The organism is Streptomyces sp. P5F9, from assembly GCF_057961495.1.
The window spans coordinates 1-12,928 of the sequence record NZ_JBXVPZ010000272.1; the positions used below are offsets into that span (position 1 = coordinate 1).

Annotated in this window: 14 protein-coding genes; 7 read left to right on the plus strand and 7 right to left on the minus strand. The window is 70.7% G+C overall.

Annotation, left to right across the window (positions count from 1 at the left end):
* The first annotated feature begins 145 nt into the window (after nucleotides 1-145).
* From AC31A1_RS33125 to AC31A1_RS33135, 3 genes are all read left to right on the plus strand, one after another.
* Nucleotides 146-586, plus strand: a complete 441-nt coding sequence (locus AC31A1_RS33125; RefSeq protein ID WP_489656866.1) for a hypothetical protein — start codon at nucleotides 146-148, stop codon at nucleotides 584-586.
* A gap of 121 nt (nucleotides 587-707) precedes the next feature.
* Entirely contained in the window at nucleotides 708-1,730 is a 1,023-nt protein-coding gene (locus tag AC31A1_RS33130; RefSeq protein ID WP_384282731.1) for a hypothetical protein, read from the plus strand.
* Between the two features lie 111 nt (nucleotides 1,731-1,841).
* Nucleotides 1,842-2,489, plus strand: coding sequence for a DUF2238 domain-containing protein (locus AC31A1_RS33135; protein ID WP_489656876.1), 648 nt, complete (start codon nucleotides 1,842-1,844; stop codon nucleotides 2,487-2,489).
* Here AC31A1_RS33135 and AC31A1_RS33140 read toward each other — a convergent pair.
* On the minus strand, nucleotides 2,422-2,907 hold the full coding sequence (locus AC31A1_RS33140; RefSeq protein WP_489656867.1) for a DUF6328 family protein: 486 nt from the start codon (nucleotides 2,905-2,907) through the stop codon (nucleotides 2,422-2,424). The two genes, AC31A1_RS33135 and AC31A1_RS33140, sit on opposite strands and share 68 nt — an antisense overlap.
* 45 nt (nucleotides 2,908-2,952) lie before the next feature.
* Nucleotides 2,953-3,936 carry an aldo/keto reductase gene (locus AC31A1_RS33145; protein ID WP_489656868.1) on the minus strand — a complete coding sequence of 328 codons (984 nt, stop codon included), beginning with the start codon at nucleotides 3,934-3,936 and terminating at the stop codon, nucleotides 2,953-2,955.
* 136 nt (nucleotides 3,937-4,072) lie between these two features.
* Here AC31A1_RS33145 and AC31A1_RS33150 point away from each other — a divergent pair, with 136 nt between their 5' ends.
* Both AC31A1_RS33150 and AC31A1_RS33155 read left to right on the plus strand, forming a co-directional pair.
* Entirely contained in the window at nucleotides 4,073-5,806 is a 1,734-nt protein-coding gene (locus AC31A1_RS33150; protein ID WP_489656869.1) for a cholesterol oxidase substrate-binding domain-containing protein, read from the plus strand.
* Nucleotides 5,807-5,848: 42 nt separating this feature from the next.
* Nucleotides 5,849-6,787, plus strand: a complete 939-nt coding sequence (locus AC31A1_RS33155; RefSeq protein ID WP_489656870.1) for a squalene/phytoene synthase family protein — start codon at nucleotides 5,849-5,851, stop codon at nucleotides 6,785-6,787.
* Between the two features lies 1 nt (nucleotide 6,788).
* On the opposite strand, the gene AC31A1_RS33160 is transcribed toward AC31A1_RS33155, so the two are convergent.
* The 4 genes from AC31A1_RS33160 to AC31A1_RS33175 all read right to left on the minus strand — a co-directional run bounded on the left by AC31A1_RS33160 (nucleotide 6,789) and on the right by AC31A1_RS33175 (nucleotide 11,022).
* Nucleotides 6,789-7,379, minus strand: coding sequence for a TetR/AcrR family transcriptional regulator (locus AC31A1_RS33160; RefSeq protein WP_489656871.1), 591 nt, complete (start codon nucleotides 7,377-7,379; stop codon nucleotides 6,789-6,791).
* The gene (locus tag AC31A1_RS33165) at nucleotides 7,376-8,869 is read right to left on the minus strand and encodes an MFS transporter (RefSeq protein ID WP_489656872.1); all 1,494 of its coding nucleotides are present in this window, start codon (nucleotides 8,867-8,869) and stop codon (nucleotides 7,376-7,378) included. The genes AC31A1_RS33160 and AC31A1_RS33165 overlap by 4 nt, the downstream gene beginning before the upstream one ends.
* Before the next feature lie 118 nt (nucleotides 8,870-8,987).
* The gene (locus AC31A1_RS33170; protein ID WP_489656873.1) at nucleotides 8,988-10,199 is read right to left on the minus strand and encodes an FAD-dependent monooxygenase; all 1,212 of its coding nucleotides are present in this window, start codon (nucleotides 10,197-10,199) and stop codon (nucleotides 8,988-8,990) included.
* 127 nt (nucleotides 10,200-10,326) lie between these two features.
* A complete protein-coding gene (locus AC31A1_RS33175) occupies nucleotides 10,327-11,022 on the minus strand; it encodes a ribonuclease H family protein (protein ID WP_405969825.1) in 696 nt (231 codons plus the stop codon).
* 304 nt (nucleotides 11,023-11,326) lie between these two features.
* Here AC31A1_RS33175 and AC31A1_RS33180 point away from each other — a divergent pair, with 304 nt between their 5' ends.
* Nucleotides 11,327-11,785 carry a low temperature requirement protein A gene (locus AC31A1_RS33180; protein ID WP_489656874.1) on the plus strand — a complete coding sequence of 153 codons (459 nt, stop codon included), beginning with the start codon at nucleotides 11,327-11,329 and terminating at the stop codon, nucleotides 11,783-11,785.
* A 16-nt stretch (nucleotides 11,786-11,801) separates the two neighbouring features.
* Here AC31A1_RS33180 and AC31A1_RS33185 read toward each other — a convergent pair whose 3' ends face one another.
* The gene (locus tag AC31A1_RS33185) at nucleotides 11,802-12,596 is read right to left on the minus strand and encodes a VOC family protein (RefSeq protein WP_489656875.1); all 795 of its coding nucleotides are present in this window, start codon (nucleotides 12,594-12,596) and stop codon (nucleotides 11,802-11,804) included.
* Between the two features lie 121 nt (nucleotides 12,597-12,717).
* Here AC31A1_RS33185 and AC31A1_RS33190 point away from each other — a divergent pair.
* Nucleotides 12,718-12,928: alcohol dehydrogenase catalytic domain-containing protein (locus AC31A1_RS33190; protein ID WP_489656877.1), on the plus strand; the 211-nt coding region annotated here is incomplete at its 3' end.

The window sequence follows — 12,928 nt, forward strand, 5'->3', positions numbered from 1 at the left end:
CTCGGAGATGTGTATAAGAGACAGCGCCACGCCGTCGCCCACGTCCTCCGCCCCGTCCGCTTCCGCTTCCGCGTCCGCCTCTCCCTCCGTCACCACGTCTCCCTCTCCCTCCCGCACCACCTCCGCGCTGCCGGCCGGCTTCCGCGTGTTCAAGGCGTCGCAGGGTTTCTCCGTCGCGCTGCCGAAGGGCTGGAAGGTGGTGGAGACCCAACAGGTGTCCGGCGCCTACCGCGTCACCTTCGGCGCGACGGGCGACCCGCGCACGCTGGCCGTGACATACAGCACACAGGCGGGTCCGGACCCGGTCGCCATCTGGCGTGACGACGTCCTGCCGGGGCTGAAGCAGACCGAGGGCTTTCAGCAGATCGGCGACATCCAGGCCACCACCTACCAGGGCGACAAGGCCGCCGACCTGGAGTGGTTCTCCGGCACCGGCGACGACCGGGTGCGGACGCTCGGGCGCGGTTTCCTCATCGGCGGCGGGCGCAGTTTCTCGCTACGGTGGACGACCCCCGCCGACGAATGGAACGACGCGGCCAACCGCCAGGCATTGCAGACCTTCTTCAAGACCTTCCGACGGGCGTAGAACTGACGGCACTGGCGGCGACGCGAGGGCCGGGCACTCAAACCAACGGCAATGGGTGGATATAGGCTGCCTGTTCGCACCGTGCCTCATCACAAGCCCAGGAGAGTCCGCCTTGACCGTAGTGATCGACCAGGCCGAGACGTCTTTCACCGCTCTCGACGACGCCGGCCTCGTCGCCCGGGACGCGCACGAGTTCGGAGCCTACGCCCGCACCGGCGGCTGGGCGTTCGGCCTCAAGGTGGCGCGCAGCGTCCGGCCCGGCGGGCAGAGCGCGGACGAGACGCCGAAGGTGTCCGCGAAGGAGTTCGCCGAGCTCGCCGACTGCTCCCCCGAACGCGTGATGCGCTACTACAAGGCCTGGGACCGGGCCGCGGACGACGGTCTCGTCCCGCACTTCGAGGAGCTGGCCCCCGGCCAGGAGGTCGAACTCCCGGACGCCGACGTGTGGTTGAACTACTACGTCTCCCGTTCCAGCGCCACCTCCGAGCGCGGCACCGCCATCACCGAGGCCGCCGAGGCGGAGGGCATCCGTCCCACCAAGGCGTTGGAAGTCGCGGAGAACCCGACCGCGCTGCGCGCCGCGATCCTCGCCGACCCGTCCACCGCGCGGGCCGCCCGCCAGGCCCTGCTGGACCGCGTCCGCGAGGACCCGGAACTCCAGTCCGAGCTGGCCCGGGACGTCGTACGCACGGACGACCTGAAGAAGGCCGTAGCGACGGAGAGCCGCTCGGCGGACCGGATCGGATACGTCCGCCAGATCGCCGAATCGGGCCAGATCAAGACCCCCGCCGGCCAGACCGTCGACGCGCCCGTCGACCTGCGCCAGGAGGCCGAACGGCACCTCTCGCTCCTCGACGAGCTGGAGGACGGCGAGGACACCGGCGAGTGGGCCACCGAGGCCTACGACACGATGAAGAACCTGGTCGTCGAGGCGGTCGAGGCCGACCCCGAACTGCGCGTCCAGGAGAAGCGCACGAAGTTCTACAGCAGCCTGCAGAAGGCCACGAAGGCGTTCGAGGAGCTGACCTTCGACGACGCCCAGGACTTCTACGAGGACGACATGGTCCAGCGTCTGGAGGAACTCCAGCAGGCCATCGACAGCTGCCTCAACGCGCTGCGCAAGACCACTACTCCGGCTGAGTAGCCGTACTCATGTAGCGACTTCGGCCTTCGGACACGATGGGGCTCCCCACGACAAGGGAGCCCCATCGTGTCCGTTCCCGCTTCCGCACGCCGGCGCCGTCTGCCCGCCGCCATGGTCGCGCTGGTGATCGTCGGCATGGCCCTCTCCGCCTTGCGTCCGCACGACCGCACGACATGGTTCCTGGAGACCGTGTGGGTCTTCGTCGGACTCCCGGTGATCGTCCTGACCTGGCGCCGTTTCCCCCTGACCGGCCTGTTGTGCTGTCTGCTCGCCGCGCACGCGCTGGTCCTCGCCGTCGGCGGCCACTACACGTACGCGGAGGTACCGGCGGGCGACTGGGTCCGTGACACCTTCGGGCTCAGCCGTAATCCCTACGACCGCCTCGGCCACCTCATGCAGGGCTTCGTACCGGCCGTGCTGGTACGGGAGGTGCTCACCCGCACCTCGCCCCTGCGCGGCAGCCGCTGGCTGGCGCCGCTCACGGTGTGCGCGTGTCTCGCCTTCAGCGCCCTGTTCGAGCTGTTCGAATGGGCGGCGGCTGTGATCGGCGGGCACGGCGCGGACGCCTTCCTGGCCACTCAAGGGGATGTGTGGGACACGCAGTGGGACATGTTCTGCGCGCTGATCGGGGCCACGGTCTCGGTGCTGGTGCTCAGCCGGGTCCACGACCGCCAGATTGCGCGGCTCGGGGTCATCGGGTCGTATGCCGGTGCCGTGCCCACATGGGCAGGGCGAACCAGCACAGCAGGTACCAGGTGACCACCCCGGCGACCAGCCAGGGCACGTACCCGTCGTGGGTGGCGACCCGGAGGATCAGCAGCAGCGCGGCGGTCATCGTGGCGAGCAGCAGGACGAGGCCGACGAAGGTCATCCGGGACGCCCAGCGCACCGCCTGCGGCTTCACGCTCCGGCCGGAGACCAGGCGGTGCAGGGACACCGGGCCGACCAGGGCGCCGGTGGCGGTGGCGCCGAGGACGACGGTGACGATGTAGAGGACCTGGTTCGAGTGCTCCAGCTGGGCGTACTTCGGAGTGAAGACGACGGTCAGCAGGAAACCGAACAGGATCTGTACGCCCGTCTGCGCGACCCGGACCTCCTGGATGAGCTCGCCCCACATCCGGTCCGCTCTCTCGTCCTCGGTCTCGTCGCGTCCCGTCCGCCGCTCTTCCTCGGTCATGCGGTCCGGGTAACCGGACCGCCGACCGTTCAAACGGACCGCGGTCTACCAGCGGCCCTCGACCTGGTCCTTGATCCGGCGGTCGTAGAGGTCCCGGATCGCGGTGAGCGTGTCCTGGGACAGGGCGGGCAGCTTGGCGGCGGCCGCGTTGGCGCGGGCCTGTTCGGGTGAGCGGGCGCCGGGGATCACCGAGGTGACGCCGGGCTGGTCGATGATCCAGCGCAGGGCCAGCTGGGCCGGGGTGTACCCCTCCGGGGCGAGCGCGGAGAACTCGGCGGCGGCCTCGACACCCGTCGTGTAGTCGACGCCGGAGAAGGTCTCGCCCTGGTCGAAGGCCTCGCCGTGCCGGTTGTAGGTGCGGTGGTCGTTCTCCGGGAAGACCGTGTCCTTGGTGTACTTGCCGGACAGCAGGCCCGACGCGAGCGGCACGCGCGCGATGACGCCGACGCCCGCCTCCTGAGCGGCCGGGAGCACCTGGAGCAGGGGCTTCATGCGGAACGCGTTGAGGATGATCTGCACGCTGGTCACGTTCGGCCGGGCCATCGCGGTGAGGGCTTCCTCACAGGTCTCGACGCTGACGCCGTACCGTGCGATGCGCTCCTCGGCGACCAGGGTGTCGAGGGCGTCGAAGACCTCGTCCGAGGAGTAGACCGGCGTGGGCGGGCAGTGCAGCTGCACGAGGTCGATGCGATCGACGCCGAGGTTGCGGCGCGAACGGTCGTTCCACGCGCGGAAGTTGTCGAGGACGTAGTTCTCCGGGATCTGGTCGACGCGGCGGCCCATCTTCGTCGCGACCAGGACATGCAGATCGGGCCGGCCGCTCAGAAACGTGGCGATGGTCTGCTCGCTGCGCCCGTCGCCGTACACGTCGGCCGTGTCGAAGAAGGTCACCCCCGACTCCGCCGCCGCCTCCAGCACGGCGAGGGCTTCCTTGTCGTCGACGTCTCCCCAGTCGGCGCCCAGCTGCCAGGTGCCGAGACCGACGACGGACAGCTGCTGATTCGACCTGCCGATTACACGTTCGTCCATGCCGTCAGTCTGTCATCCGCCACTGACATGCGCGGATCGGGCTCCGCCGGGCCGCGGCCTGTGAATCTTTCACTCACACGAGTGAACCGGTTCGACAGGATGCCTACTCGTGTCAACCGGCACCTAGCGTGTGCGCGTGACCGATCATGTGGCGAACAACCTCCAGTCGGGGAACGGCGGTTCCGCTCCCTGGACCCGTCGGGGCTTCCTTCTCTACGCGGCCGCTCTGGCCGCCGTGCCCGTCCTCCTGACGGCCGATCCGGCCGTCGCGGCGGCCGAGCTGCCCGACTTCCCGGCCGATGTCGACCTCTACCGCTCGGCGTACCGGAACTGGGTCGGCGAGATCACCGCCGACGGACTGTGGGCGTGCGCTCCGGCCGACCCGGGCCAGGTGGTGGCGGTCGTCAACTGGGCCTGGCAGCACGGCTGGCGGGTCCGCGCCCGCGGCTCCTCGCACGGCTGGTCACCGCTCACGATCGAGTCCGGTACGACGTCCGACGCGCCGGTGCTGCTGGTCGACACCGCCCCGCACCTGACCGGAATGGCCCTGGACTCCGTCTCGGCGGTGCGGGCCGGTACGGGTGTCACCCTGGAGGCGCTGCTCACGTTCCTGGAGGGGCACGGCCTCGGTCTCACCGCCTCGCCCGCGCCCGGCGACCTGACGCTCGGCGGCGCCCTGGCCATCGACGCGCACGGCACGGCCGTACCGGCGAACGGCGAGGAGCGGACAGCCGGGCACACGTTCGGCTCGCTCAGCAATCTGGTGCTGTCGCTGACGGCGGTGGTGTGGGACACGTACACCGGCGCGTACGTTCTGCGCACCTACACGCGCGACGAGGCGGACTGCGCCGCGCTGCTCACGCATCTGGGGCGGTCGCTGGTCACCGAGGTCGTACTGCGGGCCGGGGCGAACGCCAACCTGCGGTGCGTCAGCCGTACGGACATTCCGGCCACCGAGTTGTTCGCGGCGCCCGGGTCCGGCGGGCGGACCTTCGCGAGCTTTCTGGACGCGTCGGGGCGGGCCGAGGCGATCTGGTTCGCGTTCACCGAGTTCCCCTGGCTGAAGGTCTGGAGCGTCGAGCCGACCCGGCCGCTCACCTCGCGGCGCGTCTCGTCGCCGTACAACTATCCGTTCTCCGACAACGTGCCGGCCCTGGTCGCGGATCTCGTCGGGCGGATCCTGTCCGATGCCGCGTGGTATCTGGCGCCGGTGCTCGGCAACGCCCAACTCGACGTGGCCGCACTGGGGCTGACGACGACGCTGTCGACGGACATCTGGGGGCCGTCGAAGAACACGCTGCTCTACGTCAGGCCGACGACACTGCGGGAGACCGCGAACGGCTATGCGGTGCTCACCACCCGGGCCCAAGTGCAGCACGTGGTACACGAGTTCACGGAGTTCTACCGGGAGCGGCTCGCCGCGTACGCCGCGCTCGGCCGCTTTCCCGTCAACGGCACCGTCGAGATCCGGGTGACCGGCCTCGACCACCCCGCCGATGCCGAACTCACCGGCGCCCGCGCCCCGTTGCTGTCCGCGCTGCGGCCGAGCGCCGAGCACCCCGAGTGGGACACGGCGGTCTGGCTGGACGTGCTGACACTGCCCGGCACGCCGTACGCGGAGGAGTTCCTGCGGGAGTTGGAGCAGTTCCTGCTTCGCTCGTACGACGGTACGGACGCGCTGACCCGGGTCGAGTGGTCGAAGGGCTGGGCCTACACCGAGCAGGCCGCGTGGAGCGACGAGGAGGTGCTGGGCACGGCGATCCCGGGCTCGTTCGGGGAGACGGTATGGGGGCAGGCGGCCGGGACCTTCGACCGGCTGGACCCGCACGGGGTGTTCGGGAACGCCTTCCTGGACCGGCTGTTCGGGTAGGACTGACTAGGCTGTCTCCGGGTCCTTGAGCTGGGGAGAGTCGTGAGCAGTTGGTCCACCGCGCTGACGAAGGCGGGCATCACCGACCCGCGGCTGCGGCGTGCCTACGACGCCCAACGTCGGCTCGTCCGCAGGTTCGCGCCGCACGAATACACCGCGGTACGTCTGCTGTTGCCGGCGGAGCTGCATCCGCCGGCCGTCGCTGCGGTGGCCTACATGCACGCGACCGACGAACTGATCGACACCGGTGACGTGGCCGTCCGTACGGCGACCCTCGCATCCTGGGACGCCGAGACCACTGCCGTCCTTGAGAGCGGTGAACTGCCCGCCAACTACACCCTGTTGGCGCTCCGGGACACTACGCGCCGTCGCCCGTACCTGGCCGCCCGGGTGCGGGCCTTCCTCGACGGCGCCACGGTCGAGGCGAGTTGGACGGGCTTCGCGACGGAGGCCGACTTCCAGGCGTACGTGGACAGTTACGCGCTGCCCGCCCTGATGCTCACCGCGTCGCTGCTCGCGCCCGACCCCGACGCCGGACCCGGCGATCCGTATGTCCGGGGATGCCGGGCCCTGATCGAGGGCCTGCAGCGCGCCGACTTCCTGGCGGATCTCGCGGAGGACGCCGAGGACGGCCGTATCGGCATCCCGGAGGACGAACTGGTCCGGCACGGGCTGAAGTTCGAGGATCTGCGGAGCAGGTCCGAGGCGTGTGAGCCCGCGTTGGAGCGGCTGGTCATGGAGCAGGCCGATCTGGCCGAGGCCACGCTCACGGAGGGCCGTCGGCTTCCCGCACTCGTCGCGCCCGGGTACCGGCCGTTTCTCGACGCCCTGATCGCCGTCCAGGAACTGCGGCTCCACGCGGTGCGCCGCGAGGGCGGCAGGCTCCTGCGGCGCGGGGCGAGTCCGGCTGCTCTCGCCTCCTTGCGTGTCCTGGTCCGGCAGTACCGTCGCGCACGGGCGGAGCGACGCCGGACGCGCTAGCTCAGCGGGGCGTCAACTGGGCCTGCACGGTGGGTCCGTAGCGGTTCACGACGGTGTCGATCGCGGTCGCGCGCAGTTGGGTGCCACGGGCGATGCCGTACATGACGCCGAGGCCGAGGATGGTCGCCACGGCGAGTTCGGCGCGCAGGGCGGTGTCCGGGCCGGAGAGGCGCCCGGCGAGGCGGTCGACCACCTGCGTGCGGAAGTTGACGCGCAGGATGTCGCCGTGGTCGCCCTGGAGGGGCGCGAACGCGATGCGCAGCAGCGGGTCGGCGCCGCGCTCGCGCTGGCTGACCAGGACGTGCCGGACCATGTGGCGGCCGAGTTCGTCGAGCGGGGCGTCGAGGAGGTCCTCCGCGTCGGTCTCGAAGGACATGACGCGGGCGAAGAGGGCGTCCTTGTTTCCGAAGTACTTGAGGATCAACGGGGCGCTGACACCGGCGCGTTCGGCGACGGCCTTGAGGGTGATGTCGGCGTGCGCGTTGCGCGCGAGGAGATAGCGGGCGGCCCGGAGGATGGCCGCCTTGGTCGCCTCGGCGTCCCGGCGTGCGGGCGGGGACGCGGTGGGTGGAGTGGTGCTCACGGCACTCATGCTCCCTCCAACGCCTCGTCCCGCGCGCCCTCGGCACCCTCGCGGGCGAGCCGCGTGTCGTCGGGAGCGGGGTCGCCCGGGATGGTCAGGGCCGCCGCGCTCGCCACCAGGGCGATCACGCCCGCGATGCCGAACGCCATCAGGTATCCGTGCAGCGTGGGCAGCGGGAGCCCGCCGACCAGGCTGGTGTGGTGCACGAGTACGGCGGCCACCACGGCGCTGGAGACGGCCTGGCCGATGGTGCGCATCAGGACGTTGACGCCGTTGGCGGACGCTGTCTGGCCGGCCGGGACGGCGCGCAGGATGAGGGTGGGCAGCGCCGAGTAGGCGAAGGTGGTGCCGGTGGCCACGACCGTCGCGCCGAGGATGATCGTCCACAGGTCACGGCTGTCGGCGATGCGCACCACATAGCCGAGCGCGATGATCGCGGCGCCGAGGGCGAGCGTGATGCGCGGGCCGCGGGCCGCCGAGATCCGGGCCGAGACGGGTGAGAGCAGCAGCATGGTGATGCCGCCGGGCAGCAGGCACAGGCCGGTCTGGACGATGGACAGCCCGAGCCCGTACCCGGTCGCCTTGGGCGCCTGCACCAGCTGGGCGGTGACGAGGGAGTTGGCGTAGAACGCGAACCCGGTCAGCAGGGCCGCCACATGGGACAGGCCCACCCTCGGCTTGGACACCAACCGCAGGTCGACCAGCGGCTGTTCCACCCGGAGTTGCTGCCACCACCACAGCCCGAACACGACGACCGTGGCGAGGAACAGCGCCAGGATCCGCGGACTGCCCCACCCCCATTGGCCGCCCTGCGACACCCCGAGCAGCAGACACACCAGTCCTACGGCGAGTCCCAGCGTGCCGAGCACGTCGAAGCGGCCCGGCGAACGGACGGGCGACTCGCGCACCGCCCACCAGATCCCGCACACGCCGATCGCGCCGAGGGCGCTGGTCGCCCAGAACATGACGTGCCAGTTGGCGTACTGCACGATCAGCGCCGCGAGCGGCAGTCCGAGCGCGGCGCCGATACCGACCGTGGAACTCATCAGGGCCACCGCGCCGCCCCGGCGCTCCGGGGGCAGCTCGTCGCGCAGGATGCTGATCGACAGGGGGACCACGGCGGCTGCGGCGCCTTGCAGGGCGCGGGCGAAGATCAGGACGCGGATGTCGGAGGACAGGGCGCACATGACCGAGCCCACGGTCATGAGGCCGAGGGCGCTCGTCAGGACCCGCCGCTTGCCGTACATGTCGCCGGCCCGGCCGAGCACGGGGGTGAGGACGGCGCCGGAGAGCAGGGTCGCGGTGACCATCCAGGAGACGGCGCCCGCGGAGGAGTGGGTCAGCCGGGGCAGGGACGGCAGCAGCGGGACGACCACGGTCTGCATGACCGCCATGAGGATCCCGCCGAACGCCAGCACCGGAACGGTGAGCCGGTCCCGGAAGGGAGTCCGCCCGGCGAGGCCGCCGGACGGGTCGGGTATCGGGACGGGCTGGCCCATGGGCACTCCAGCTGGCATGAAAAAAGAAGGTGAATGACTATTCACCTTAACTGGTGAATAGTCATTCACCCAACCTTCCCTGGCCGCTCGCGGAAGCCGGACCGCTCCGGAGGGTGCCCTACTTGCGCGAGGCGAGCGCCCGCGCGTGCACGGTCCGCGCGACCTTGGGCCCGAGCCAGCGCTTGAACCGGCGCAGCGCCTCCAGCCGCCCTGCCGCCTTGTCGATGCCGTAGTACACCTGCGGCGGGACGTACGGCAGCAGGGGCGAGTGACGCTGGCCGAGCAGGGCGAACATGCGGTGCGGGGGCAGGTGGATGTAGCGCTGGAGGTTCTCGTACCACTGGGCGCTGTAGCGGGCCGCGCTCTGGATGGACAGCAGGGCGGATCTACGGCGCTGTTCGTAGGCGGCGAGGGCCTGCGGCAGCTCGGTGTGGTCGCGCAGGGCGTCGGCGAGCGCGATGGCGTCCTCCAGGGCGAGGGTGGTGCCGGCGCCGATGGAGTAGTGGGTGGTGTGGGCGGCGTCGCCGAGCAGGACGAGGTTGCCGCGGTGCCAGGTGCGGTTGGTCAGCGTGCGGAAGTTCAGCCACTGGGCGCTGCCGTCGGCCGAGGCGCGGCCGATCAGGGAGTGACCGTCGAGGATGTCGGCGAACAGCTTCTCCAGCAGGGCGAGTCCGTCGGCCTCGGCCGCGGTGTCGAGGCCGAGGCCGGTCCAGGTCCCGGGGGCGCACTCGATGACGCAGGTGCTGCCCTCGGGGCCGAACGCGTAGCCGTAGCACCAGATCCAGCCGTGGTCGGTCTCCACGAAGGCGAAGGTGAAGGAGCCGAAGACCTTGCTGGTGCCGAGCCAGATGTACTGGTTGCGGCCGGGTGTGAGTTCGGCGCCGAAGTGGTCGGCGTGGCGGGTGCGCAGCGCGCTGTTGACACCGTCGGCGGCCACGATCAGATCGGCGTCGGGCAGGTCGTCGGCGGTCACCTCGCACTCGAACTCCAGCCGCACGCCCAGGGATCGGGCCCGTTCGGCGAGGATCTTGAGGAGTCGGTGACGGCCGATGCCGTGGCCTTCGTCCCCGGGTTGAGTGGTCGTCAGGTCCCGGATGCGGGCGACGCCGTCGCTCCAGCGCACCGAGTGCTCGTCGACGGCCCGCGCGGACTCCGGGTCGTACTCCCGGAGTTGGTCGAGCAGCCCACGCCAGTACGTCACGCCCCAGCCATAGGTCGAACCCTCGGGATTGCGCTCGTAGACGGTGATGTCGTGGGACGGGTCCTGACGCTTCAGCAGGATCGAAAGATACAGACCGGCGGGCCCGCCTCCGACACAGGCGACCTTCACGCGCACACCCCTGGAGATTACTCAAAGTGGTCAATTGGAACCGCAGAGTAGCAGGCCGAGGGCGCGGGAAAGTCCCATCGGCCTCGGGACTCGAAGACCGATGGGACGCGTCGAGCGGGCGGGGGGCTTACGCCTCGGCCGTGGCGCACTCCGGGTGGCCCCAGCCCTGGGGGTTCTTGCTGATGGGCTCACCGGCCGCGTACGCGCGACCGCACAGGCAGCGGCCGGGGAACTTGGCCTTGATGGTGCGAGAGGCCGAACCGGCGCTCTTGCGGGGCGACTTGGCGCCGCCGGAACGGGCGGGCTTCTTCGGGGTGTCGGGCGAGGGGGGCGGTTCCGGGGAACCGAGGTCACTGCCCGCGGGCTCCTGGACGATGGCCGCCTGGCTGGCCGCGCGGTCGGCGAAGTCGTTCAGCGGGTCGCCGTCGACCTGGTGGGCGGGGACGTAGCGGAACTCGACCGAGCGGCCGCCGAGGAGTTCGTCGATCCGGACGACCAACTCCTGGTTGGCGACGGGCTTTCCGCCGGAGGTCTTCCAGCCGTTGCGCTTCCAGCCGGGCAGCCAGGTGGTGACCGCCTTCATGGCGTACTGCGAGTCCATGCGGATCTCCAGCGGTACGTCCGGTGCGGTGGCCGTCAACAGGCGCTCCAGCGCGGTGAGTTCGGCGACGTTGTTGGTGGCCTTGCCGAGCGGCCCCGCCTCCCAGCGGGCCGGGCTCTCCTTGTCGTCCGAGACGACCCACGCCCAGGCGGCCGGCCCGGGATTCCCCTTCGAAGCCCCGTCGCACGCGGCCACCACACGTTCACGCATGCGCCCGATCATGCCATGGCCGCGCGAGGGGCTCGGCGTCGCCCTCGGTGAGCGGGGCCGGTTCGAGAGGCGGTGTACGTGACGGGGACGGCGGCCTGCGCGGTCGTGCTGGCCGCGAGCGCGGCGCTGCCCGCCGACGCCCGGGTGCTGACATGGGGTGCGCCGGCCGTCGTCTACCTGGTCGGGTTCGTGGCCGTCATCGGGAGGGCCATCCCGGAACATGTGGTCGCGCTCAGCGTGACCGACGCGCTCACCGACCGGTTCGGGCTGTTCATCATCATCGTGCTCGGCGAGAACGCGACCGGGGTGGTCGAGAATGGCTCACGAGCCGACCAACGCGCTCACCCTCGCCGTCGGACTGGTCGCCGTGGTCGTCGGGTTCGGCGCGTGGTGGACCTACTTCGACTTCGCCGGACACCGGCTGCCGCGGCCCACGCGCGCGTGCGCCCTGCGGTGGATGGTGGTCCATCTGCCGATCACGGCCGCGGTGGCCGCCATGGGCGCCGTGATGGTCGGCCTCGTCGAGCACGCCCACGACAGCCGGACGCCCGCGGCCACGGCCTGGGTGCTCTGCGGAGGCGCGGCCGTCGTGCTCTGCGCGACGATGGTGCTCGCGGCGTACACGCGCCACTGGAACGAGAACCTCGGGCTCTACCGGCCCCTGGCCCGAACAGCCATCAGGGCATGGCTCGACGACCCTTCTGTCACGAAGGCCGACCTGGTCGACGCGGCCGTGGCCTGCGCTCCCGCCTGGTGGGCGGCCGACGGGAGCTGATCGACGACCGGCCGGGCTACACGTCCGTGCTCGTGGGCATCTCTCCCTGGGTCGTGTTCACGTCGATCACTGTGAACGCGGCGCCCTGCGGATCGCTCAGGGCCGCGAACCGCCCGAAGGGACTGTCCATGGGGCCGAAGCGCACGATGCCGCCGAGCTCGGTGGCCTTGGCGACGGCCTCGTCGCAGTCGGGGACGGTGAAGTACACGTTGACGTACGACGGCACCTCGGGCGGGAACTCGTCGCCCATCGCCATCCGGCCCAGCACCGTCTCGTCGCCGACGTTGTACATCCGGTAGTCCATGCCGCCGCCGTCCATCTGCTTCTGCGCGTACGGGAAGACCGCCGCGAAGAACGTGTCCGCCTTCGCGGGTTCGCGGGTGAAGACCTCGGCCCAGGCGTAGGCGCCGGGCACGCCCGTGGCCTCGAAGCCCTCGTGGGCGGCGCCCTGCCAGACGCCGAAGACGGCGCCGCTGGGCTCACTGGCCAGGCACATCGTGCCGAAGTCGCCGACCTTCATCGGCTCCATGAGCACCTGCCCGCCGTTCTCGCGGATCTTCGCCGCGGTGGCCGCCGCGTCCGATGACGCGAGGTACAGGCACCACTGCGACTGCCCCTCCGCTCCCGGCATCGGCGGTACGACGGCTGCGACCGCCTTGTCGTCGACGAAGGCCTGGGTGTAGTTGCCGTACTCCGACGACGCGTCGCCGAAGGTCCAGCCGAGGACCTCGCCGTAGAAGCGCTTGGCTCCGTCGACGTCGCTGAACATCGCGTCGGCCCAACAGGGCGTTCCCTCAGGTTGTACGGCCATGATCGCAGCCCTCTCGGATAGGTCGGGTTGTCCGAATTCTCACGCTAGTCACCCGGAGAGCAGGACGCGCGCCGAACGCCGCCGTCAGTTCCACACTGGACGCATGGCGGATACGACGAGGATGCGCGCGTGGGCCGTGACCGAGCCGGGTCCCGTCGAGGGGGGCTCTCTCCAGCTCGTGGAGAAGCCGGTGCTCGTACCTGGGGATGACGAGCTGCTCGTGCACGTGCGCGCGTGCGGGGTGTGCCGGACCGATCTGCACGTCACCGAGGGGGATCTGCCGGTGCTCCGCCCGGGGGTGACTCCGGGCCACGAGGTGGTCGGGGTGGTGG

Bases quoted from the DNA above. Each gene is read 5' to 3' on its own strand.
- AC31A1_RS33165 (WP_489656872.1), bottom strand. From the start codon at position 8,869: ATGGGCCAGCCCGTCCCGATACCCGACCCGTCCGGCGGCCTCGCCGGG.
- AC31A1_RS33180 (WP_489656874.1), top strand. From the start codon at position 11,327: ATGGCTCACGAGCCGACCAACGCGCTCACCCTCGCCGTCGGACTGGTC.
- AC31A1_RS33135 (WP_489656876.1), top strand. From the start codon at position 1,842: ATGGTCGCGCTGGTGATCGTCGGCATGGCCCTCTCCGCCTTGCGTCCG.
- AC31A1_RS33185 (WP_489656875.1), bottom strand. From the start codon at position 12,596: ATGGCCGTACAACCTGAGGGAACGCCCTGTTGGGCCGACGCGATGTTC.
- AC31A1_RS33175 (WP_405969825.1), bottom strand. From the start codon at position 11,022: ATGATCGGGCGCATGCGTGAACGTGTGGTGGCCGCGTGCGACGGGGCT.
- AC31A1_RS33140 (WP_489656867.1), bottom strand. From the start codon at position 2,907: ATGACCGAGGAAGAGCGGCGGACGGGACGCGACGAGACCGAGGACGAG.
- AC31A1_RS33160 (WP_489656871.1), bottom strand. From the start codon at position 7,379: ATGAGTGCCGTGAGCACCACTCCACCCACCGCGTCCCCGCCCGCACGC.
- AC31A1_RS33145 (WP_489656868.1), bottom strand. From the start codon at position 3,936: ATGGACGAACGTGTAATCGGCAGGTCGAATCAGCAGCTGTCCGTCGTC.